Annotated in this window: 18 protein-coding genes; 11 read left to right on the forward strand and 7 right to left on the reverse strand. The window is 63.4% G+C overall.

The annotated features are described in order from the left end of the window. Window positions 1-241 precede the first annotated feature (241 nt). Both U5A52_RS37935 and U5A52_RS37940 read right to left on the reverse strand, forming a co-directional pair. Window positions 242-982, reverse strand: a complete 741-nt coding sequence (locus U5A52_RS37935; protein ID WP_321939228.1) for a YdcF family protein — start codon at window positions 980-982, stop codon at window positions 242-244. 186 nt (window positions 983-1,168) lie between these two features. Further along, on the reverse strand, window positions 1,169-1,486 hold the full coding sequence (locus U5A52_RS37940) for a DUF3311 domain-containing protein (RefSeq protein WP_321939230.1): 318 nt from the start codon (window positions 1,484-1,486) through the stop codon (window positions 1,169-1,171). 257 nt (window positions 1,487-1,743) lie between these two features. Here U5A52_RS37940 and U5A52_RS37945 point away from each other — a divergent pair, with 257 nt between their 5' ends. Further along, window positions 1,744-2,199, forward strand: coding sequence for an MEKHLA domain-containing protein (locus U5A52_RS37945; RefSeq protein WP_321939232.1), 456 nt, complete (start codon window positions 1,744-1,746; stop codon window positions 2,197-2,199). A gap of 70 nt (window positions 2,200-2,269) precedes the next feature. Here U5A52_RS37945 and U5A52_RS37950 read toward each other — a convergent pair whose 3' ends face one another. Next, the gene (locus U5A52_RS37950; RefSeq protein ID WP_321939233.1) at window positions 2,270-2,911 is read right to left on the reverse strand and encodes a TetR/AcrR family transcriptional regulator; all 642 of its coding nucleotides are present in this window, start codon (window positions 2,909-2,911) and stop codon (window positions 2,270-2,272) included. A gap of 295 nt (window positions 2,912-3,206) precedes the next feature. Between U5A52_RS37950 and U5A52_RS37955 the strand changes: the two genes are divergently transcribed. The 4 genes from U5A52_RS37955 (at window position 3,207) to U5A52_RS37970 (ending at window position 10,591) form a co-directional block, all read left to right on the forward strand. Then, window positions 3,207-4,451: an efflux RND transporter periplasmic adaptor subunit gene (locus tag U5A52_RS37955; protein ID WP_415774118.1), complete on the forward strand. Its 1,245-nt coding sequence runs from the start codon at window positions 3,207-3,209 to the stop codon at window positions 4,449-4,451. A 9-nt stretch (window positions 4,452-4,460) separates the two neighbouring features. Further along, window positions 4,461-7,676 carry an efflux RND transporter permease subunit gene (locus U5A52_RS37960; RefSeq protein ID WP_321939238.1) on the forward strand — a complete coding sequence of 1,072 codons (3,216 nt, stop codon included), beginning with the start codon at window positions 4,461-4,463 and terminating at the stop codon, window positions 7,674-7,676. After that, the gene (locus tag U5A52_RS37965) at window positions 7,673-9,127 is read left to right on the forward strand and encodes an efflux transporter outer membrane subunit (RefSeq protein ID WP_321939240.1); all 1,455 of its coding nucleotides are present in this window, start codon (window positions 7,673-7,675) and stop codon (window positions 9,125-9,127) included. The genes U5A52_RS37960 and U5A52_RS37965 overlap by 4 nt, the downstream gene beginning before the upstream one ends. 132 nt (window positions 9,128-9,259) lie before the next feature. Beyond that, window positions 9,260-10,591: a leucine-rich repeat-containing protein kinase family protein gene (locus tag U5A52_RS37970; protein ID WP_321939241.1), complete on the forward strand. Its 1,332-nt coding sequence runs from the start codon at window positions 9,260-9,262 to the stop codon at window positions 10,589-10,591. A 73-nt stretch (window positions 10,592-10,664) separates the two neighbouring features. On the opposite strand, the gene U5A52_RS37975 is transcribed toward U5A52_RS37970, so the two are convergent. Next, a complete protein-coding gene (locus tag U5A52_RS37975) occupies window positions 10,665-11,735 on the reverse strand; it encodes a radical SAM protein (protein ID WP_321939242.1) in 1,071 nt (356 codons plus the stop codon). Window positions 11,736-12,055: 320 nt separating this feature from the next. Here U5A52_RS37975 and U5A52_RS37980 point away from each other — a divergent pair, with 320 nt between their 5' ends. After that, on the forward strand, window positions 12,056-12,514 hold the full coding sequence (locus U5A52_RS37980) for a VOC family protein (RefSeq protein ID WP_321939245.1): 459 nt from the start codon (window positions 12,056-12,058) through the stop codon (window positions 12,512-12,514). A gap of 46 nt (window positions 12,515-12,560) precedes the next feature. Here the strand turns inward: U5A52_RS37980 and U5A52_RS37985 are convergent, their stop codons facing one another. Beyond that, complete coding sequence (locus U5A52_RS37985) at window positions 12,561-13,409, reverse strand: substrate-binding domain-containing protein (RefSeq protein WP_321939247.1); 849 nt, start codon at window positions 13,407-13,409, stop codon at window positions 12,561-12,563. Between the two features lie 222 nt (window positions 13,410-13,631). On the opposite strand from U5A52_RS37985, the gene U5A52_RS37990 reads away from it, so the two are divergent. Beyond that, on the forward strand, window positions 13,632-13,907 hold the full coding sequence (locus U5A52_RS37990; RefSeq protein ID WP_321913381.1) for a hypothetical protein: 276 nt from the start codon (window positions 13,632-13,634) through the stop codon (window positions 13,905-13,907). Window positions 13,908-14,065: 158 nt separating this feature from the next. On the opposite strand, the gene U5A52_RS37995 is transcribed toward U5A52_RS37990, so the two are convergent. Next, window positions 14,066-14,374, reverse strand: a complete 309-nt coding sequence (locus U5A52_RS37995; RefSeq protein WP_321913382.1) for a hypothetical protein — start codon at window positions 14,372-14,374, stop codon at window positions 14,066-14,068. Window positions 14,375-14,448: 74 nt separating this feature from the next. Continuing rightward, window positions 14,449-15,321, reverse strand: coding sequence for a GNAT family N-acetyltransferase (locus U5A52_RS38000; protein ID WP_321913383.1), 873 nt, complete (start codon window positions 15,319-15,321; stop codon window positions 14,449-14,451). Window positions 15,322-15,560: 239 nt separating this feature from the next. Between U5A52_RS38000 and U5A52_RS38005 the strand changes: the two genes are divergently transcribed. The 4 genes from U5A52_RS38005 (at window position 15,561) to U5A52_RS38020 (ending at window position 20,968) form a co-directional block, all read left to right on the forward strand. After that, the gene (locus tag U5A52_RS38005; protein ID WP_321939249.1) at window positions 15,561-17,051 is read left to right on the forward strand and encodes an aldehyde dehydrogenase family protein; all 1,491 of its coding nucleotides are present in this window, start codon (window positions 15,561-15,563) and stop codon (window positions 17,049-17,051) included. Between the two features lie 250 nt (window positions 17,052-17,301). After that, window positions 17,302-17,970: a haloacid dehalogenase type II gene (locus U5A52_RS38010; protein ID WP_321913385.1), complete on the forward strand. Its 669-nt coding sequence runs from the start codon at window positions 17,302-17,304 to the stop codon at window positions 17,968-17,970. 25 nt (window positions 17,971-17,995) lie between these two features. Then, window positions 17,996-19,270, forward strand: a complete 1,275-nt coding sequence (locus tag U5A52_RS38015) for an FAD-dependent oxidoreductase (RefSeq protein WP_321939251.1) — start codon at window positions 17,996-17,998, stop codon at window positions 19,268-19,270. Window positions 19,271-19,351: 81 nt separating this feature from the next. Then, the gene (locus U5A52_RS38020; protein WP_321913387.1) at window positions 19,352-20,968 is read left to right on the forward strand and encodes an ABC transporter substrate-binding protein; all 1,617 of its coding nucleotides are present in this window, start codon (window positions 19,352-19,354) and stop codon (window positions 20,966-20,968) included. The last annotated feature ends 39 nt before the right edge of the window (window positions 20,969-21,007 follow it).

Here is a 21,007-nt window from a genome sequence, read left to right on the forward strand (position 1 = left end):
GACCCCCTTATTACGGCTCGCGCGGGACCTTCTTTAGTATTGGCGCATTACGTCGTCTTTCGTCATACGTAAGCCGTTGCCGACATCGTTTTCGAGCCGCGCCGGGACATTGCGATTGCCAAAAAAAAGTCCGACTATTCGCGAGTCATTCTGAAAGCCTGTGCTGCTGTGCATCGCGGGGCTTTGCAACTTAATGTGGAATGCTTATTAAAGTGACTGTCGCCGTTTGGCATCGTTTCCGTTACGCAGCGTTCAGGCCCAGCATGTTGTAGAGCGTGTAACGCGCAATGCCAGCGTATTCATGGAGCGCAATATCGGCGAGCACGAAGTTGTACGAAAGCGGCAGTGGCGACAGAACGGCGCGTAGATAGTCGGCACGCACCGGAATGGCGTCGACACCGAAGTGCGAAAAATAAAGCGTGCTCCGCTTCAGATGGATGGCCGACGACACCAGCAGAATTTCGTCCGGCTGGTATCGCTGCAGCAAGGCGCGGGTGAACTGGGCGTTTTGCCATGTGTTCATGCTGTCGGGCTCGCTGAGCACATCGGCGGACTTGACGCCGAGCCGAAGCAACGCGGCTCGATACACCGAAGCTTCCGACTCGCCGTTATGGCGCGGATCGCCGCCGCTCACGATGACCTTGCAGTCCGCGCCTGTCATTCGGCAATCACGATAGAGCGCGGCGGCTTCAACGATACGCGAGTACGAGAATATCCCCGGCTCGACGACCCCGGCACGGGGGATCTTTTGCGTGCCTGCGCCGAGCACGACGATGGCGTTTCGTTTGCTCCATTGCACCGTTGGATGCACCGCATAGGCCGATTGCAGGTTCGTCAGCAGCCACGCGGGAACGGGGCCGCAGCCGACAGCAAGAAACAGCGCGAACGCAGCGGCATACAGCGCGCGACTCGTGCGCCGCCATTCGAGCGCGGCGAAACAGGTGGCGATGGCAATGGCGACGAGAAGGACGACGAGCGTCATGCGAATCACCCGATATCGAAACGAAAATGAAAATTGGCGAGCACGATAGCCGCCGCGCGCCGCATCGCACAGAACAGCTCGAGCAAGCCATTTATTCCAGCCGGCTCTGGCAAATATGACTATGCGCGGCTGGCTTGACTCACCCACAATACGCTTCTCGTTCGCCTGCTACGCGCGCCTGCCCGATTAGAGATCTGCCTCCCCTTCAAACGCCTCGAAATGAAACTCGGCGAAAAGGGGAGGGGGCGCATCCATGGGGGACTCGGCAGCGGAGTCCGGGGCTGGCGTTGACGTTTCGTTCGATGCGACCGCGTCGCTCGCGAGGAAAACAATGCCGGTAATCACGCAGCCACCGAGGAGCCAGAATAGTTGATACCAGTAGAAGAACGGCATGCCGTCCCACATGGGATCGATTCTGTCGTAGGTTGGAATGGCGATGAGGGCCAGCCACGGTATGTACAACAGGGAAAGCCGGCGTCGCAGCGATCCTGGTTTGCCTTTCAATTGCGTAGCCCTTCGAAAGTTGCAATCGCCGCGTTAAGGAAATCGGCGATCTGGAAGGCATAACACGCGATCGATCAGGCTTATTCCTGATAAGAAGGATTGTGAATAATAATATGGGATCCGAAATAAATATCTGCCATGCGCGATGAGGCGCGCGGCGGTAAAGCACGCTTACGCGGGAACAACGGATACGCATAGGCGCACGGTTGATAGAATTGTGCAACGCGCAACCGCTCAATTCGAAGGAGCCAGTCTGAATGTCACCGCACACGGATACCGAACTTTTTCGCCTTCTCGCACATAGCTATCGCCGCCTGTTGGGCGTTGCGCTCGTGCCCGAAGGCATGAGCGATGCAGAAGGCGCGGCCTGGCTCTATGAGCGCGCGCCGTTCGGTTTGCTTGCGCACGGCACGCAGGAAGACCCCGTGTTCATGTATGGCAATCGTCGCGCACAGGCGATTTTCGGCTACGACTGGGACGAAATCACGGCGCTGCCTTCGCGTCTTTCGGCGCAGGCGCCCGAGCGCAGTGAGCGGCAGGCATTTCTCGATTCGGTGACGCGCGAAGGCTTCGTGAAAGACTATCGCGGCATCCGTATCACGAAGTCGGGGCAGCGCTTCTGGATCGAGCGCGCAACGGTCTGGCAACTGCTCGACGAAGCCGGCGTGCTGCATGGGCAGGCTGCGATGATTCCGCATGTTGCACCTTGCTGACACGCACACGCACACGCACACGCACACGCACACGCACACGCACACGCACACGCGCTAGCGAAGCCCGCGCTCATTGCGAGTTCAGCGGGCCGTTCTGCTTCGCTTGTGGCGCCCCCACCGCGTAGCCCGCGAGAAATACGTCGACCGCCCGGTTCACGACCTGCAGCAATTTCGCGCGCGAGGTTTTCACTTCATAGCCGAGCGTCGCGAGTTCGACCAGTTCCGCCTCGAGAAGCGCCAGCAGATGGTGCGCCGCGACGCCCGTGTCGCAAGGCCGGATCGCGCCCGACTCGATCGCACTCGCCAGAAAGTCGCGCACGTGCTTCAAGCCCTGTTTCGGTCCCGATTCGTACAAGATCCGGCCCACGTTCGAGCGGTCGACCTCCTGATGGCACAGGCGGCGTATCGCGAGAAAAGAGGGCTGCAGCACGGCGCTCAGGTAGTGGAGCCCGAACGCGACGAGCGACTCGCCTAGCGGCAAATCGAGTGTCAGCTGACTGAAGGCATCGCGGATTTCGGTTCCGGCGCGGCTCGTCATTGTTTCAGCAAATAACGCCTCTTTCGACTCGAAATAGCTATAGAGCGTCGCCTTCGACGCACCTGATCGCGCCGCGATTTGCGTCATCGACGCCTGCTCGAAGCCCTCGTCCCGGAACACCTCCAGCGCGGCTTCGATGATGGATTGGCGCTTTTCTTCCGTCTTCTTTCTCATGCAGTCTCCCTCCCTGACTCGCTCTCCTGGCTGGGACGCGAGCGTCCACTCAACACACCGGCCGGTCACGAATGGAAACATTCGTGACCGGGTAATGTAATTGACAGCCATCAATCGTTCTATTATAAACCATACCGTTCAGTTTAGTTATGTGATCGGGAACATGGGATTTAGGGTTGGAAGGTAATGCGCACTGAGGCCTCAGCATGCTGAGCCTCACGATTCCAACCGCTTAGTAGTGCGAGTCAATTCATTCGCGCCTGTCCATGTTCCAATGCGCGATTCGATGGGATATATGCCACAAAAGATTCATGCAAGAGATGGATGGAGCAGGAAAAGCCGCCGCTTGAGCGCCGCGCTTTTCTGCTCGACCGCAATTGTGATTGCAGGCTGTCAAGGTCACGACGCCGGGATGCCCGCTCACTCCGCAGGCCCTGCTGGCCAGAGCGTTGAAGTCGGCGTCAAGACGCTTGCGCCGCAACGCATCGTGATGACGGCCGAGCTTTCGGGCCGGCTTTCGGCGCTGAAGGTTTCGGATGTGCGCCCGCAAATTGGCGGCATCGTGCAGAAGCGTTTCTTCGTTGAAGGCTCGGACGTGAAGGCCGGCCAGGTGCTCTACCAGATCGATCCTGCGACCTACCAGGCGACCTACGACCAGGCGCGCGGCACGCTCGCCAAGGCCGAGGCCACGCTCGCTTCCGCGAAGACGAAGGCCGACCGCTACGCGCAACTCGTGAAGATCAACGCCGTGAGCGCACAGGACAACGACGATGCGATCGCGGCCGTGCGCGAGGATGAAGCCGACGTGATCGCGGACCGCGCGTCGCTCGAATCGGCACGGATCAATCTCGGCTACACGCGCATCACGGCGCCTATTTCAGGCCGTATCGGTGCTTCTTCGGTGACCGAAGGCGCGCTCGTCACCTCGGAGCAGACCACGGCGCTCGCCACCATTCAGGCGTACGACCAGATGTACCTCGATGTCACGCGTTCGAGCGCCGACTGGCTGCGCTTGCGCAAGGCATTTGCCTCGGGCCGCCTCAAGCGCTCAGGCGAGGGCGCGGCCGTGCAACTCGTGATGGAGGACGGCACGGCCTACGCGCACGCGGGCGTGCTGCAGTTCTCGGGCATCACCGTGGACGCGACAACGGGCTCGGTGACGTTGCGCATGGTCTTCCCGAACCCGGAGGGCGAACTGCTGCCCGGCATGTTCGTGCGGGCGCAGCTCGACGAGGGCGAGAGCACGAGCGCGCTGCTCGTACCGCAGCTCGCGGTCACGCGCGCTTCGGATGGCGGCGCGAGCGTGTGGGTCGTCGATGCAACCGGGCACGCGAAGCAGGTCGCAGTGCGCGCGGACAGCGCCTATGCGGACCAATGGATCGTCACGAGCGGCCTGAAGGACGGCGATCGCGTGATCGTGAGCGGGCTGCAAAAAGTGCAGGCCGGGGTGGCGGTACACGTGGCGGCGGATACGGCCGCGCCCGTTGCCGCCTCGGGTGTCTCGGTCACGTCCGCGGCGACGTCTCCGGCAAAGTCGTAAGGAGGGCGCATGGCAGGTTTCTTCATCCAGCGCCCGATCCTCGCGTGGGTCATCGCGATCGTCATCATGTTGATCGGCGGTGCGGCGACCACCACGCTGCCAATCGAGCAGTATCCGACCATCGCGCCGCCTTCGGTGCAGGTTACGGCGACCTATCCGGGCGCCTCCGCCGACACGGTTGCGAAGACCGTCACCCAGGTGATCGAGCAGAAGCTCTCCGGCATCGACAACCTGTTGTACATGTCGTCGACGAGTAGCGGCGCGGGGCAGGCGACCATCAACCTGACGTTCAAGCCGGGCACCAACCCGGATATCGCGCAGGTGCAGGTGCAGAACAAGGTGACCCAGGCCACGGCCTCGCTGCCGGAAACGGTGCAGGAGCAGGGCGTACAGGTGGCGAAGGCGTCGAGCGACTTTCTGATGATCGTCGCGCTGTCGTCGCCGGGCGGCACGCTCAACTCGATCGATCTGGGCAACGTCATCGCCACGCAGATCGAGGACCCGCTCACGCAGATCAACGGCGTGGGCGACGTCACGCTGTTCGGGGCGCAGCACGCCATGCGCATCTGGCTCGATCCCGTGAAGATGCGCAGTTTCGGCGTGACCGCTTCCGATGTAACGACCGCCGTCACCAACCAGAACGTGCAGCTTTCCGTCGGCGAGCTCGGCGGTGCGCCTGCTACGAACTCGCAGGCGATCAACGCGACGATCTCCGCGTCGAGCCTGATGACGACTGCCGACCAGTTCGGCGGCATTCTCCTGCGCGTGAATAGCGACGGCTCGAAGGTCCTGCTCAAGGACGTCGCGCGCGTCGAGGTGGGCGGCGACTCGTACGATACGTCGTCGCGGCTCGACGGCAAGCCGGCGGCCGCGCTGGCCGTGAAGCTGTCGACCGGCGCGAACGCCATGGCGGTCGCGAAGGCCGTGCGCGCCAAGCTCGTGGAACTGCAGCCGCAGTTGCCCAAGGACGTGGCCATTGCGTATCCGTACGACTCCACGCCGTTCGTGAAGATCTCGATCGAGGAGGTCATGAAGACGCTCTTCGAAGCGGTGATCCTCGTGTTCCTCGTGATGTACCTCTTCCTGCAGAACCTGCGCGCAACGCTGATTCCGACCATCGTCGTGCCGGTCGCGCTGCTCGGCACACTGGGCGTGATGTCGGCGATCGGCTTCTCGATCAACGTGCTTTCGATGTTCGCCATGGTGCTCGCGATCGGCTTGCTCGTGGACGACGCGATTGTCGTCGTGGAGAACGTCGAGCGGATCATGGCCGAGGAAAAGCTCGACGCGAAGACGGCAACGAAGAAGGCGATGAGCCAGATCACCGGCGCGCTCGTGGGCGTGACGACCGTGCTGACCGCCGTGTTCATCCCCATGGCGTTCTTCTCCGGCTCCACCGGGGCGATCTATCGCCAGTTTTCGGTCACGATCGTGTCGGCGATGGTGCTCTCGGTGCTGCTCGCCATGACGCTCACGCCCGCGCTGTGCGCGAGCTTGCTGAGCCCGTCGGCGCTCGAGCACGCGCAAAGCCGCGGTTTGCTCGGCGCGTTCAACCGCCTCTTCACGAAGAGCAATGCGCGCTACAGCGCCACGCTGGCGCGCGTGGTGGCGAAACCGGCGCGCTGGATGCTTGGCTACGCGCTCATTGCGGGCGTGGTCGGCATTCTGTACGTGACGCTGCCTTCGTCTTATCTGCCGGAAGAGGACCAGGGCTCGGTCATGGTGTCCATTTCAGCGCCGGTCGGCACGCCGGCTTCGAAGACGCTGAAGACCGTGGCGCAAGTCGAGCAGTATTTCCTCAAGCAGCCCGCGGTGACGCACGTGATGGCCGTGAACGGATTCAGCTTCAACGGGCAAGGGCAGAACAACGCGCTCGCATTCGTGCAGTTGAAGGACTGGAGCCAGCGCGGTTCGAACGATAGCGCCCAAGCGGTGATCAGCCGCGCGAACGCCGCCTTTGCGAGCAATCGCGACGCGCAGATCTTCGTGATGAACGAGCCTGCGATTCATGGCCTCGGCACGCAAAGCGGCCTCGACTTCGAAATCGAGGACCGTGCGGGCCAGGGACACGACAAGCTGCTGAAAGCGCGCAACCAGTTCCTCGCGCTGGCTGCGAAGGATCCTTCGCTTGCGATGACGCGTCCGGCGGGCCTCGAAGATACGCCGCAGCTTTACGTCGATATCGACCGCGAGAAGGCGAGTGCGCTCGGGCTGTCGATCGCCGATGTCGACACGACGATTTCCACGGCGTTCGGCTCGGCATACGTGAACAACTACATCGATACCGGGCGTATCCAGAAGGTCTACGTGCAGGCTGACGCGCCGTACCGCATGATGCCGGACGACATCGGGCAGTGGTACGTGCGCGCGGATTCGTCGTCGTCGAGTACTTCGTCATCCTCAAGTTCGTCGTCGAGCTCATCTTCGAGTACGACATCGACGTCGACGACGACGACTTCGGGCTATGACGGCCAGATGGTGCCGTTCTCCGCGTTCGCCACCACGCGCTGGACGTTCGGGCCGCCGCAGATCGAACGCTACAACCGCGAACTGGCGATGCAAATGAGCGCCCAGCCGGCACCCGGTGTGAGCACGGGCCAGGCAATGGCCGCCGTCGAAAATCTCGCGAAGCAGCTGCCCACCGGTTTCGGTATCGAGTGGACGGGGCAGTCGTATCAGGAAGTGCTCGCGGGTTCCCAGGCCACGTACCTGTACGCCATTTCGCTGATCGTGGTGTTTCTCTGCCTCGCGGGGCTGTACGAAAGCTGGTCGGTGCCGCTCGCCGTCATTCTCGTGGTGCCGATCGGCGTGCTGGGCGCGCTGCTGGGCGCGCATATGCGTGGCCTGTCGAACGACGTGTATTTCAAGGTCGGTCTGCTGACGACCATCGGTCTGGCCACGAAGAACGCGATTCTGATCGTCGAATTCGCGAAGGACCTGCAGGCGCAGGGCCGCGGACTCGTCGAGGCCACGCTCGAAGCGGCGCATCAGCGTTTGCGGCCGATTCTCATGACGTCGCTCGCTTTCGTGTTCGGCGTGCTGCCGCTCGTGATCAGCACCGGCGCGGGCTCGGCCGCGCGCCATGCGATCGGAACCGGCGTGGCCGGCGGCATGATCGCGGCAACGGCGCTCGCCATTTTCTTCGTGCCCGTGTTCTTCATTGTGGTGCGCAAGCTGTTCAAGGAACATGGCGAAGCCACGCCGGCCGCAAAGGATCATGAATGAAATTGAAGCTTTTATCGGTGCTCTGCGCGGCAGTATTGAGCGCGTGTTCTCTCGACCCGGTTTATCAGCGTCCCGCGGCGCCGGTCGCTACCGCGTGGCCAACGGGCGCCGCGTACGATGCGGGCGCATCGGCAGCTGCGGCGCCCGCATCATCTACGGCGCCGAACGCCGCTGACGTCGGCTGGCGCGACTACTTCAAGGACCCGAAACTGCAGGAGTTGATCGCGCTCGCGCTCGACCACAATCGCGACCTGCGCGTCGCGGCGCTGCAGGTGGCCGAGTACGAGGCGCAGTACCGCATCACGCGCGCGGAACTGGCGCCGACGATCGACGCCGGCGGCTCGGTCACGAATACGCGTACCGATGGCGCGGTGAGCCACTCGAATACCGTTTCGGTCGGCACGACGTCGTGGGAAATCGACTTCTTCGGGCGCATTCGAAGCCTGAAGCGCCAGGCGCTCGAAAACTATCTGTCGACGCAGGCCTCGCGCACGAGCACGCAGCTTTCGCTCGTGGCAGATGTTGCGACCGACTACCTGCAATTGCTCTCCGACGAGACCTTGCTGAAAGTCTCGACCGACACCGCCACGGCTAACCAGAGCACTTACGATCTCACGGTGAGCATGATGAAGATCGGCAGTGCGTCGCTTCAGGACGTGCGTGAGGCGCAAACGTCGCTTGCGAGCGCGCGTGCGAGCGTAGCCTCGTACACGCGCGCGGTCGCGCAGGACCGCAACAATCTGATCGCCGAAATTGGCTGCCCGTTGCCGGATGACTTTGGCACGGGGCCCACGCTGCTGGATAGCGACGCCATGTTCGCCGACGTCGATGCGGGCATTCCGTCCGACTTGCTTGCGCGCCGGCCCGATATCATCGAGGCCGAGCATACGCTGAAGGCCGCGAACGCCAATATCGGCGCCGCGCGTGCGGCGTTCTTTCCCAAGATCGAGCTGACTGCGAGCGCCGGCACGGCCAGCACGAGCCTCTCGCAGCTGTTCAAGGCGAGCACGGGCGCATGGTCGTTCGCGCCGACGATCACGATGCCGATCTTCGATTACGGCAGCAACAAGGCGTCGCTCGACGTTGCGAAGATCGAGAAGGATATCGACGTAGCCGACTACGAAAAGGCGATCCAGACGGCGTTCAAGGAAGTATCGAACGCACTGGCGGGGCGCGCGACCTATGTCGATCAGGTCGCGGCGGATCGCGAGTACGTGAAAGCGGCGCAGGATTACTACGATCTCGCGCAGGCGCGCTACAAGGCCGGCACCGACAGCTTCCTGACCTTGCTGACCGCGCAACGCACGCTCTACACGGCGCAGGAGCAGCTGGTGACCGACGAGCTGGCGAAGCTGTCGAATCAGGTCACGCTGTACAAGGTGCTGGGCGGCGGCTGGTCAGCGACGAGCGTGCATGAGCAAGCCGCCGCAAGCAGCCAGGCGCATTCCTGACGCTTGCGAGGCAAAATGCGGTCACAGCACGCGACCCGCTAGAATTGCGATATTCGCCGCTGCCCTGAGCGCCATGCGCACGATGAGCACCGGCATTCGCGATTTCCTTGCCATTTCCCATTCAATCCACGCGTGAAGACCGCTACCCTCGAACAACTGCGTGACGGTCAACTCGCCGGCGCGCGACAGCTCAAGCTCGCCTGCGGGTTGACCGAATTTCCGCGCGAGATCTTCGATCTCGCCGACACCCTGGAGGTGCTCGACCTCTCGGGCAACGCGCTCACGTCGCTGCCGCACGACCTGGCGAGGCTGCGGCATCTGCGCATTCTGTTCGCCTCGAATAACCCGTTCACCGAGTTGCCGCCCGTACTTGGCGAGTGCGAGTCGCTGAGCATGGTCGGCTTCAAGGCGAACCGCATCCGCCGCGTTTCAGGCAGTGCGCTGCCGCCGCAATTGCGTTGGCTGATCCTGACCGATAACGAGGTCGACGCATTGCCACCCGAAATCGGCGAACGTCCGAATCTGCAGAAGCTGATGCTCGCCGGCAACCGGCTGCGCGCGCTGCCTGAAACGATGGCCGCTTGCAGCCGCCTCGAACTGCTGCGGATCGCGGCGAACCGGCTCGACGCCTTGCCCGACTGGCTGTTGCGCCTGCCGCGCCTCGCGTGGCTCGCCTACGCGGGCAATCCGCTCAATACCATGCGCGAGCAGGTGGCGCTCGCTGACTCACCGGTGCCCGATATCGACTGGCACACGCTCGCACTCGGACAAACGCTTGGCGAGGGTGCATCGGGCGTGACGCATCGCGCGACGCGTCTTCTGCGCGACGGGCATCCGGTGGAAGCGGTCGCCGTCAAGCTGTTCAAGGGCGCGGTGACTAGCGACGGTTTGCCGGAACTGGAAATGGCCGCGTGTCTGCAAGCAGGCTCGCACCCGAACCTCATTCCGGTGCTCGGCAAAGCCACGGGACATCCGCTGGGCGAGCATGGCCTCGTGATGGAGCTGATCCATCCGTCGTTCGGCAATCTCGCCGGGCCTCCGAGCCTCGACTCATGCACGCGCGACATCTACGCGCCCGATGTCCGGTTCGACAGGCCGGTGGCGTGGCAGATCGCGCGCGGCATTGCTTCGGCGGCGCGGCATTTGCATGGGCGCGGGATCATGCACGGCGATCTCTATGCGCACAACATCCTGCACGACGGTGCGGGGCACGTATTGCTCGGCGACTTCGGCGCGGCGTCGCTGCACGATATCGACGATCGCGCACAGGCGCAGGCACTCGAACGTATCGAGGTGCGTGCGTTCGGCTGCCTGCTCGAAGAACTCGCGCAACGTTTGGCCGGCGAAGCGCATGAGCATGCCGCCGGGTTCGATGCGCTAATCGCCGACTGTTTCGCAGAGCAGGTCGAGATGCGGCCTTCGTTCGATGAGATTGTCGAGCGACTGTCTGCGTTGAGCGTTTAAGCGCAAGCAGTGAGCGCCCCAGCGGCGAACGGCGGGCCATTCACAATGACGATGGCCTGCCCGTAACTTTCATTCATGCGCTTTGCGGCGAGGACCGCCGTGGGCCTGTCCTTCCTGCCAATGCGGCAAGCGCGGTTCGAGGCAATTCTTCAGTGGCCAGCGCCCACAGCGAATACGCAACGCCGCGCTGAAACAACAAGCTGACAGCAGTGCGAAGCTCGCCCCTGCCCAGCGCATACACGGACTCAGTTACGCCCATCGCGCCGTGCATCAGGACGCTGGCATGCCGGTAGCACCCCATCATGCAGGCATTACAGGGCTCCCGCTGATCGGGCAGGCGGTCCAGGTCGAAGACCGAGCCCATGGGCTCATGCCACGGCTCGCAACGCCAGACGTCGAGATTCCAGTCGATATAAAAATACTTGCTGCCGGCAATACACGGAATGAGTTGCTGTTCGCCGCGCACGAACCTCGCAACCTCGTTCAGTGCGGCGCTCGGGTCCATCACGCGAAAGTGCTTTTTGAGGCGCTCGATTGCACTCAATGCGTCGAGTAGCTCGTCGCGGCTGAGGTCGACGAGCTTCGAATTTTCGTCGTACACGAGCGATGTGGAACCGAATGCGTCACGCCTTGGATAGGAAAACACCACGGAATCGAAACCCAGCCGTTCGAGCGTCTCGGGAAGCGATTCGTAATGAACCAGATGGCTTACCGTAACCGTCGCACAGACCGGAATGCCGAATGCATGGGCTTGAGCGATGCCCTCGCAGATGCGGCCTTCGAGGCCTGGCAGGCCGCGATTGCGCTCGTGCTCGCGCATGTCCGCGCTATCGATCGATATCAGGAGACGCTTGAGGCCCGCGGCAGCCAGTTGTTTGATGTGTCGAGGGAGGAACCAGCCGTTCGTAATCACGCCGCACTGGATGCCGGCTTGCGTGGCCGACGCTACGAGCGATTCGATTTGCGGGTGAACCAGCGGCTCACCGCCTTGCAGCGTCATGTAGCGAATCTTGCGTTTGCGCAGCATGGGCATGGCGCGCGCGAATGCGTCAGGATCGATATAGCGGCGCGGACCGGCTAACTTCTTCTCGCGCGAAAAGCCGCAGAAGTCGCATGCGGCGTTGCAGACGTTCGTAACCGACACGTCACAGACTGCGGGCAATGGATTACGCGGCTCAATCACGCCGCTGCTTACATTTGGCAAACTGCGCCACTTGATGGTCCGCTCTGTCCTGTCCATGGTGTCCTCATGGTTTGCCGACTCAATGCGCACGAACCATCATAGGCTACGCTTGGCACACGTGCCGGATCGGCCGCGATATTTGTCCAGAAATGGATCGAACAAATCCTGTTTGACAGGCTAGTGTCAGGCGACTTCAATCCCCATACTTGAGGTGTCTCGCCGGGAAGCGAGTGCCTGGCGAGTTTGTGAACGCAATGCACGGGTTGCAGGAGGAGAGTGAAATGGTTGACACCACAACCACCAAGCCGCGCGCGATCGGTTTCAATCACGTCGCGCTGGAAGTTGGCGATATCGAGCAAGCGCTGGCTTTCTATGGCCGCATCTTCGACTTTCAGTTGCGCGGCAAGAGCAAGACGATGGCCTTCATCGATCTCGGCGATCAATTCATCGCGTTGCAGGCGGGGCGCAAACAGCCCGCAGACGACGGCCGCCATCTCGGCCTCGTTGTCGATGACAAGGAGGCGGCGCGCGCCGCCCTGAAGGCTGCGGGCGTGAAGCTGCTCGACGGTCCGTTTCTGGATTTTCGCGACCCTTGGGGCAATCGCATCGAGATCGTGGGCTATGACAATATCCAGTACACCAAAGCGCCGAACGTGTTGCGCGGCATGGGCCTCACGCACTTGACCAAGAACGAGAGCGCGAAAAAGGAACTGGCGGAAAAAGGGATGGCGGCGAGCTAGCCGCCAACGATGGCTGATGGCTCTACGGCAGCACTGCGGCTTTTGCTCAGTTCGGCAGTGGCTGCGGCTGTGGTTGCAATTGCGGTTGCGGTTGCGGCGGCAGCGCCGGCAACGGCTGCGGCGCCGTGATCGGTTCGAGCCCGCTGCGCATAATCGCGGGCGCTGCATCCGGCGAAGACAAAAAGCGGATCAGCGCCTCTGCGCCGGCCGGATTCTTTGCCGTGGCGGCGATGCCCCCGGAGTACACCACGTAACTCTGCAATTCCGCGGGCAAACTGCCGACCACCGTCACTCCCTTCACCGGCAACAGCTCCACGACCTGCTGCAAGCCGATCTCCGCGCCGCCGCTTGCAACGACAGTGGCGACCCGTTCGGCGGGCACCATGCGGCTCTTGCTTTTCACACGCGCTTCAATGCCCAGACGCGAAAACAGCTCGTTGGCGATATACGCGCCACTCGCGCTTTGCGGATAAACAATCGACTTCGCCTCAAGCAACGTGCGGCGCAAAGCGTCGACAGAACTGATGTCCGGTTTCGGCGCACCTTCACGCACCACCATGCCGATTGGCGAGCGCGCGAAGTCCACCCTGCTGCCGGGCACGACATTACCCGCGTGAATTTGATCGTCGAGCGCGTAGCTGACCACGATCAGCACGTCGGCCCATTCGCCACGCGCAAACCGCACGGGAATGGCAGTCAGGGCCGTGCCTGCCGCGGCCCCCCATACCGTGAGCAATGTATTGCCGGTCTCGTCCTCGAATAGCGGGCCGAGCTCGCGATACGCCGGCGCAAACCAGCCCGACATCATGACCTTCACCTGGTCCGCCAGACACGCGTCGGGACCCAGTAACGCGAGCGCTATGCAAAACGCGAGTGTGCGAACGCGGTGAGTCATGACTGACCTGGCACGGATATACATCGCTCCCTATTTGTGAAGAAAGCGCATGAAGAAAACGTGTGACGAAAGTGAGTCGCGCTATGGCCGTTTTGCATCGTTTATACAACACGTTCGTTTGTGCACACACTGGTTTTCTTCGCCTCTGATAGTCTTTTCTCAGCGACGGTTCGGGCAGTTATCAAACTTGACGCGTGAAATCGAAGACAGGGGGGCTTATCCATGTTGCATTGGCTTTCAAACTTGATTGCCCACAATGCCGCAACGCCGGAGAAGCAGGCTCAACGCGCGCTGGGTGAATTGCGTATGGCGCTGTTCCAGGCTGAACAGCGGGTTCTCGATGCGCAATTGCAGGCCGAGTACTACCGCACGCGAATTGCGTTTTGCGAAGAGGTGCTGAAGACGGGCATCGAACAGGTGTCGGACCAGCGCAAAGGGCAACGTGAAGCGGTCACGCACGACCTGCGTCCGAACCTCAAGCTCACAACTTCGCAATAGTCGTCGATTGCCGGGGCAAATAATCGGCATGCCGAATGATTTGCTCAGCCGGGGCAGGGTTGACGACAAGCGGCAGATGCGCGCCTCGCCGCGCGCATCGCGCTTTTCGGCAATTTTTCGGCAACTTATCGGGAATCGGCAGGGTCAACGACGAACCGCTAGATGCGCGGTAGATCGTCGATGGACTTTTCGACGTTGCCGTCCGGCACTTCCAGATCGATGCCATCGATCCCGTTGGGATGCGGCACCGGCTTGATCTTCGGCCCAAGAAAGCGCATGCCGCCGAGCGTAAATACCGAATACACCACGGCGCCCAAGCGGATGTCATTCGTGATGGTCCCCACCTCGGAGATGGTGGGTGTCGAAAGCCAATCGTGCGTCTGGGGGTCGATTAGCGCCCAGCGCACATGGGTTACCCGGTCCGTTGAGGAACTGATGCGTACACCGTCGACACCATAGGTAGCCATAGCCGTCACCCTCGAGACGAGACTTCAATGGTAGTCCGTTCGCTGCCCGGGTGGTAGCGCGCCGTCGAGCGCCCTCACCACACCGCCTGGCTCGTGATCGCAAACTGCTTGAACTGCGCATCGACGCGCAACGGCTCACCACGCTCCGTTTTCTCGATGTGATCCACGAGCGGCAGCCCCACGCCTTCGAGCCAATCCGAGAGACCGAGATCGACAGGCGTATCGATACGCACGAACATGCCCGCGTTGGAGGCGAGCCAGTGGCTGATCAGCGCCTTGGCGCGGCAGGCGTCCGGCGAATCGGGGGCGATCACGGGGCCGATCACGTGGCCGTCGCCAAAGCGGCGAAAGAGTGCGAAGCCGATCAGTTCGCCGTCGCGGTCGAGCGCGATGCCGCTTGCCTGATCGAGCAGTTTGGGCAGCATGTCGGAGCGATCAAGGCCGCTTGCGCGCGTGGCCAGCTCGACCAGGCGCGGCCGGTCGCTCGCGCCGATCGGGCGCAGCCGTTCGCCCGCGGGCAGGGAGACGAGCGGCGGCTGGAACGCCGCGCCCTGGTGCTGGTGAATGCGGCCAATGCGTGTAAAGCCGAGCCGCTCGACGAGCGGCCAGCCCGTGTCGCTCGCATGGAGCAGCAGCGTGCGCGAGGCGAGCGCCTGCATCCAGTGCTCGATCATGGCCCGCCCAATGCCGCGGCGCTGATGACTCGGCTTCACGATCAGCATGCCGAGCGTTGCCGCGTTAGGACCGAACAGCCAGGAGAAAGCCGTGCCGACGAGCGCGCCGCTTTCGTCCACGGCCACGATGCCTTCGCCGATGCGCGCGGCGAATCGCCAGTCTTCGGGGCGGTGCCGCCAGCGCACTGCTGTCGACAACGCATGCGCGGCGGCCAGATCGTCGGCCGTGAAGGCACGGTAGGTGATGACGCTGTTCGGGTTTGGGTCGGACACGCCGGCCTCCAGATTCTGTATACGCGTTCCGTGACTATCGCATTGCCCGCTGAGGCTGACTAGGACGATCTTCCTGTTCTGGGCACGCGCCCGGCCTCGCCCGTGATGCAATGCAAAACGCGGGGTTGGACGGTCAATAACGCGTCGATTCTGCTGATTGCGCTTTTTTGTCGGCGAAATATGCGGCGGCAGTGGACCTACGATATTTCCCATCGAGACCAAGTCGAGGGAACCCAGTCATGGACCAGTTCGAGCCCGCCGCAGTGGCTGCCGCCGTGGCCGCAACAGCCGGCCATTTCATTGGCGGCGAGCGGGTCGTGGAGGGCGCGGAGCGCATCGGCGTTGCGCGGCCATCGGATGGCGTGTTCTATGCCTCGGTGCCGCTCGCCGATGCGCAACGGGTGGACCGCGCCGTCGAGAACGCCACGCGCGCATTTCGCGAGAGCGGCTGGGCGCGCATGGCGCCGCGCGAGCGCGCCCGGATCCTGCGCCGCTTCGCCGACCTGATCGCCGCCGACACCGCCACGCTCGCGCCGCTCGAAGCGCTCGGCTCGACGCGCCCCGTGCGCGACGTGTGCGCCTGGGACGTGCCGTTCACGGCGGAAGGCATTCGCTTCTACGCCGAGTTCGCCGACAAGGTCGGCGGCGAGGTCGTGGCCACTGATCACGACCATCTGGGCATGACGATCGCCGAGCCCTACGGCGTGGTCGGCGCGATCGCACCGTGGAATTTCCCGCTCGTCATGGCGTCGTGGAAAATCGGCCCGGCGCTCGCAGCAGGCAATGCCGTGGTGCTCAAGCCCTCGGAAATGACGCCGTTCTCCGTGCTGCGTCTGGCCGAACTCGCGATCGAAGCGGGCATTCCGCCGGGCATTTTCAACGTTGTGCAAGGCGACGGCGCGACGACCGGCGACGCCCTCGTGCGTCATCCGGGCGTCGCGAAGGTGACCTTCACCGGCTCGACGCGCGCGGGCGCCGCGATCATGGCGGCGTGCGCACAAAGCGGCACGAAGCCGGTCACGCTGGAACTGGGCGGCAAGAGCCCGCAACTCGTGTTTGCCGATGCACCGAGGCTCGACGAGGTCGCGCGCCGCATCGCCGGTGCGATTGCGGGCAACGCCGGGCAGGTGTGCGTGGCCGGTTCGCGGCTGCTGGTCGAGCGCGGCATTGCCGACGAACTCGTGTCGCGCATCGAGCAGGCCTTCGCAACGCTGCGCGCGGGCGCGACGTGGGCTGCGGGCACGACGCTGCCGCCCATCATTTCAGAGGCGCAGGCCGCGCGCATCGAAGCCATCGTCGAGCGCAGCGTGGCCGAAGGCGCCACGCTGTATTGCGGCGGCCGCCGCGCCGACGCGCCTGTGCCGGGCGCGTTCTACCTGCCCACCATCCTCACCGGTGTGACCCCGCAAACGGAGGCGGTGCGCGCCGAGATCTTCGGCCCCGTGCTCACGGTGCAGACCTTCGACACGGAGGAAGAAGCGCTCGCGCTCGCCTCGCATCCCGAATACGGCCTCGCCGCCGGCGTGCACACCGCGGACCTCGGCCGCGCGCTGCGCCTCGTGCGTGCACTCGAGGCGGGCACCGTGTGGGTGAACCGCTACGGGCGCAGCAGCGATTTCATGATCCCGACGGGCGGCTACAAGCGCTCGGGCATGGGCAAGGATCTCGGCCGCCAGGGCTATGAGGCGCACCTGCGGTTCAAGAGCGTGCTGATCGATACGCGGAGCTGACGACATGCCGACTGCCACGCCGACGAATCACGCAGGAAAACGCACGGTCATGCGGCTATTACGCGCGAAATGGCGCCACCGCAGAATCTGCTGCGCCGGCCCCTGCAAACGCGTGGTTTATACCGTGCAGGCCCCACGATTCGACGCCAACCCCAAATTTTGCGCTGTTTAAATTTTCCACAGGGACGCACTTCTTCCTGTTTTCGCCACTGAGCCCCAAACGGGTTCATCACACGAAAGGATTGTCATCATGATCGATTTCGAGCCGAAGTACATCACGTTCGACTGCTACGGCACGCTGACGAAGTTCCGCATGGCCGACATGGCGCGCGAGATGTACGGCGACCGCCTCAAGGGCGCCGAACTCGAGAAGTTCGTCGCGTTCTTCGCCGGCTATCGCCGCGACGAGGTGCTCGGCGCATGGAAGCCGTACCGAGACGTCGTCGTCAATTCGGTGCGCCGTGCCTGCAAGCGCATGAACGTCGAGTTCATCGAATCCGAAGCCGAAAAGTTCTACACCGCCGTGCCGACCTGGGGCCCGCATCCGGACGTGCCGGAAGGCCTCTCGCGTCTCGCGAAGAAGTACAAGCTCGTGATTCTCTCTAACGCTTCGGACGACCAGATCCAGAGCAACGTCGACAAGCTCGGCGCGCCGTTCCACCGCGTGTTCACGGCGCAGCAGGCGCAGTCGTACAAGCCGCGCATGCAGGGCTTCGAGTACATGTTCGACCAGTTGAACTGCAACCCCGGCGACGTGCTGCACGTTTCGTCGAGCCTGCGCTACGACCTCATGACGGCGCACGACATGGGCATCAAGCACAAGGCGTTCGTGAAGCGCGGCCACGAGCCGGGCACGCCGTACTACGAGTACTACGAAGTCGAGACGATTGGCGAACTCGCTTCGCAACTGGGTCTGTGAGAGACGAGATAGCCGAGGCCGCCCGATGAAGCTCGACTCCTACTGGCTCGATACCGCCCCTGGCGGTCTGCTCGCAAGCGAGGGACCGGTGGAGGGCCGCGTGGACGTCGCCGTGGTCGGCGGCGGCTTCACGGGGCTATCCGCCGCGCTTGCGTTTGGCCGCCGCGGCGCGAGCGTCGCGGTGCTGGACGCGGGCCGCATGGGCGGCGGGGCATCCGGGCGCAACGGCGGCCAGTGCAACACGGGCGTGGCGCAGGACTATGCGGCGCTGCGCGCTCAACTGGGCGTCGAGCGCGCGCAGGGTTGCTACCGCGCCTATGCGGCTGCCGTCGATACGGTGGAGCGGCTGATCCGCGAAGAGGGCATCGAGTGTGACTACCTCGCATCGGGCAAGCTCAAGCTCGCGTCGAAGCCGCATCACCTCGAACACCTCGAACGCACGGCCGAACTGATTCGCCGCGAAGTCGATCCGGATGTCGAGATCATCGGACGCGAGCAGATTCGCAGCGAGGTGGAGTCGGACAGCTTTTATGGCGGACTGCTGCACAAGCATGGCGGCCAGATGCACATGGGCCGCTTCGCAGTGGGTCTTGCGAACGCTGCGGTACGGCGCGGCGCGCGGCTCTACGAGCACGCTGCCGTGACGTCCATCGCGAAGGAGGGCGGCGGCTATCGCGTGGAGTCGTCACGCGGAACGTTGCGCGCGCAACAGGTATTGATCGCGACGGGCCCTTCGCGGCACGGCCCGTTCGCGTGGTATCGGCGGCGTCTTGCACCGGTTGGCTCGTTCATCGTCGTGACGCAACCGCTGCCGCCCGGGCAACTCGCACGGCTGTTGCCGAACCGCCGCTCGTACACGACGAGCCGCCTCATGCACAACTACTTTCGCGTGACGCCGGACTCGCGCCTGCTGTTCGGCGGTCGGGCGCGCTTCACCGCATCCGAGCAACCCTCTGATGCAAAGAGCGGCCGCATCCTCCAGCGCAGTCTCGCGCAGCTCTTTCCGGCGCTCGCGAGCGTACGCATCGATTACTGCTGGGGCGGACTCGTCGATATCACCGCGGACCGCTTGCCACGCGCGGGCCAGCACGACGGCATGTGGTTCTCGATGGGCTACAGCGGGCACGGCACGCAGATGTCGACACACATGGGCCAGGTGATGGCCGAGGTGATGAGCGGCAATACATCGGCGAACCCGTGGCGCGATTTCGCTTGGCCCGCCATTCCGGGGCACACGGGCAAGCCGTGGTTTTTGCCGCTCGTCGGCGCGTACTACCAGATCAAAGACGCTTTTTACTGACCCTGCTTTTCCACTGCCTTTTCCATAAAACACAGCCTCGATACGAGCTGCGGTCCCCCACATCAGACGCGGAGAAGTTTCATGAGCATCGACAAATCGCTTGAAGACATTGCACACCCCGGCGTGCGGCTCGAGGCATTGACGAAGCGCGGCGCCACGCGCCGCGACCTCCTTCGCGCCATGGTCGCGGGGGGCATGGTGTCGATGACGGGCGCGGGCCTGCTCACCGCGAGCGGCGCGGCGCTCGCGCAGGAAAAGCCGAAGCAGGGCGGCAAGATTCGCGTGGCGACGCAGTCGGCGTCCGCGTCCGATACGCTCGATCCCGCGAAGGAGTCGGTGTCCACCGACTATGTGCGCGCCTACATGGTGTACAACGGGCTGACCGAGTACGACTCGCATCTCGGCGCGCAGATGGCGCTCGCGCAGTCGCTCGAAACGAAGGACGCGACGGTGTGGGTCGTGAAGCTGCGCAGCGGCGTGCAGTTCCACGACGGCAAAACGCTCGCGCCCGCCGACGTGGTCTACTCGCTCATGCGCCACAAGGACCCCGCGGTGGCCTCGAAGGTCAAGACGCTCGCCGACCAGTTCCAGGACGTGAAGGCCACGGGCCCGAACGAAGTGACGATTACGCTCACGGGGGCGAACGCCGACCTGCCCGTGATCCTCGCCGACTCGCACTTCATGATCATCAAGGACGGTACGAACGACTTCAAGACGGCCGTGGGCACCGGTCCGTTCAAGCTCAAGGAGTTTTCGCCGGGCGTGCGCACGGTGGTCGTGCGCAACGAGCGCTACTGGAAGCCGGGCCTGCCGCATCTGGACGAGATCGAACTGGTCGGCATCGGCGACGAATCGGCGCGCGTGAACGCGCTGCTTTCTGGCGACGTGCAGCTCATCAATCAGGTGAGCCCGCGTTCGACCTCGCGCATCAAGGGCACGCCGGGCTTCGCGGTGAAGGAAACGAAGACGGGCCAGTACACCGACCTGATCATGCGCGACGAAGGCGGCATCACGGGCAACGCGGATTTCCGCCGCGGCATGATGCACCTGTTCGACCGCGAGCAGATCCGCAACGCCGTGTTCCTTGGCTACGGCGCGATCGGCAACGATCAGCCGATCGATCCGACCAACAAATACTACTTCGCGGGCCTGCCGGAGCGCGCGTTCGATCCGCAGAAGGCGAAGTTCTATTTCCAGAAGGCGAAGCTCGGCAACACGCCGCTGCAGATCTATGCCTCACCGGCTGCGGACGGCTCCGTCGAAATGGCGATGCTGCTGCAGCAGGTCGCGCCGCAGGCGGGCCTGAACCTCCAAGTGGTGCGCACGCCGAGCGACGGCTACTGGTCGAACCACTGGATGAAGCACCCGCTGACCTTCGGCAACATCAACGCGCGCCCGAGCGCCGACGTGATCTTCACGCAGTTCTTCAAGTCGGACGCGCCGTGGAACGAAGCGAACTGGAAGGACCCGAAGTTCGACCAGATGCTGCTGGCGGCGCGCGGCGAGCCCGACGACGCCAAGCGCAAGAAGATCTACGGCGACATGCAGGTGCTCGTGCATAGCGACGGCGGCATCGGCATTCCGATGTTCCTGAGCTCGCTCGACGCGCATACGACGAAGCTCAAGGGCCTCGGCTCGATTCCGATTGCGGGCCTCATGGGCTTCAAGTTCGCCGAGAACGTCTGGCTCGAAGCGTAGTTCCCGATGTGATGGTTGCGGCCGGGCGCATGCCCGGCC

It is taken from the genome of Paraburkholderia sp. J8-2, assembly GCF_905220195.1.
Taxonomy (GTDB): domain Bacteria; phylum Pseudomonadota; class Gammaproteobacteria; order Burkholderiales; family Burkholderiaceae; genus Paraburkholderia.

Coding starts and splice junctions, on each gene's coding strand:
- U5A52_RS37935 (WP_321939228.1), bottom strand. CDS start 982: ATGACGCTCGTCGTCCTTCTCGTCGCCATTGCCATCGCCACCTGTTTC.
- U5A52_RS37945 (WP_321939232.1), top strand. CDS start 1,744: ATGTCACCGCACACGGATACCGAACTTTTTCGCCTTCTCGCACATAGC.
- U5A52_RS37950 (WP_321939233.1), bottom strand. CDS start 2,911: ATGAGAAAGAAGACGGAAGAAAAGCGCCAATCCATCATCGAAGCCGCG.
- U5A52_RS37955 (WP_415774118.1), top strand. CDS start 3,207: ATGCCACAAAAGATTCATGCAAGAGATGGATGGAGCAGGAAAAGCCGC.
- U5A52_RS37960 (WP_321939238.1), top strand. CDS start 4,461: ATGGCAGGTTTCTTCATCCAGCGCCCGATCCTCGCGTGGGTCATCGCG.
- U5A52_RS37965 (WP_321939240.1), top strand. CDS start 7,673: ATGAAATTGAAGCTTTTATCGGTGCTCTGCGCGGCAGTATTGAGCGCG.
- U5A52_RS37980 (WP_321939245.1), top strand. CDS start 12,056: ATGGTTGACACCACAACCACCAAGCCGCGCGCGATCGGTTTCAATCAC.
- U5A52_RS37985 (WP_321939247.1), bottom strand. CDS start 13,409: ATGACTCACCGCGTTCGCACACTCGCGTTTTGCATAGCGCTCGCGTTA.
- U5A52_RS37990 (WP_321913381.1), top strand. CDS start 13,632: ATGTTGCATTGGCTTTCAAACTTGATTGCCCACAATGCCGCAACGCCG.
- U5A52_RS37995 (WP_321913382.1), bottom strand. CDS start 14,374: ATGGCTACCTATGGTGTCGACGGTGTACGCATCAGTTCCTCAACGGAC.
- U5A52_RS38005 (WP_321939249.1), top strand. CDS start 15,561: ATGGACCAGTTCGAGCCCGCCGCAGTGGCTGCCGCCGTGGCCGCAACA.
- U5A52_RS38010 (WP_321913385.1), top strand. CDS start 17,302: ATGATCGATTTCGAGCCGAAGTACATCACGTTCGACTGCTACGGCACG.
- U5A52_RS38015 (WP_321939251.1), top strand. CDS start 17,996: ATGAAGCTCGACTCCTACTGGCTCGATACCGCCCCTGGCGGTCTGCTC.
- U5A52_RS38020 (WP_321913387.1), top strand. CDS start 19,352: ATGAGCATCGACAAATCGCTTGAAGACATTGCACACCCCGGCGTGCGG.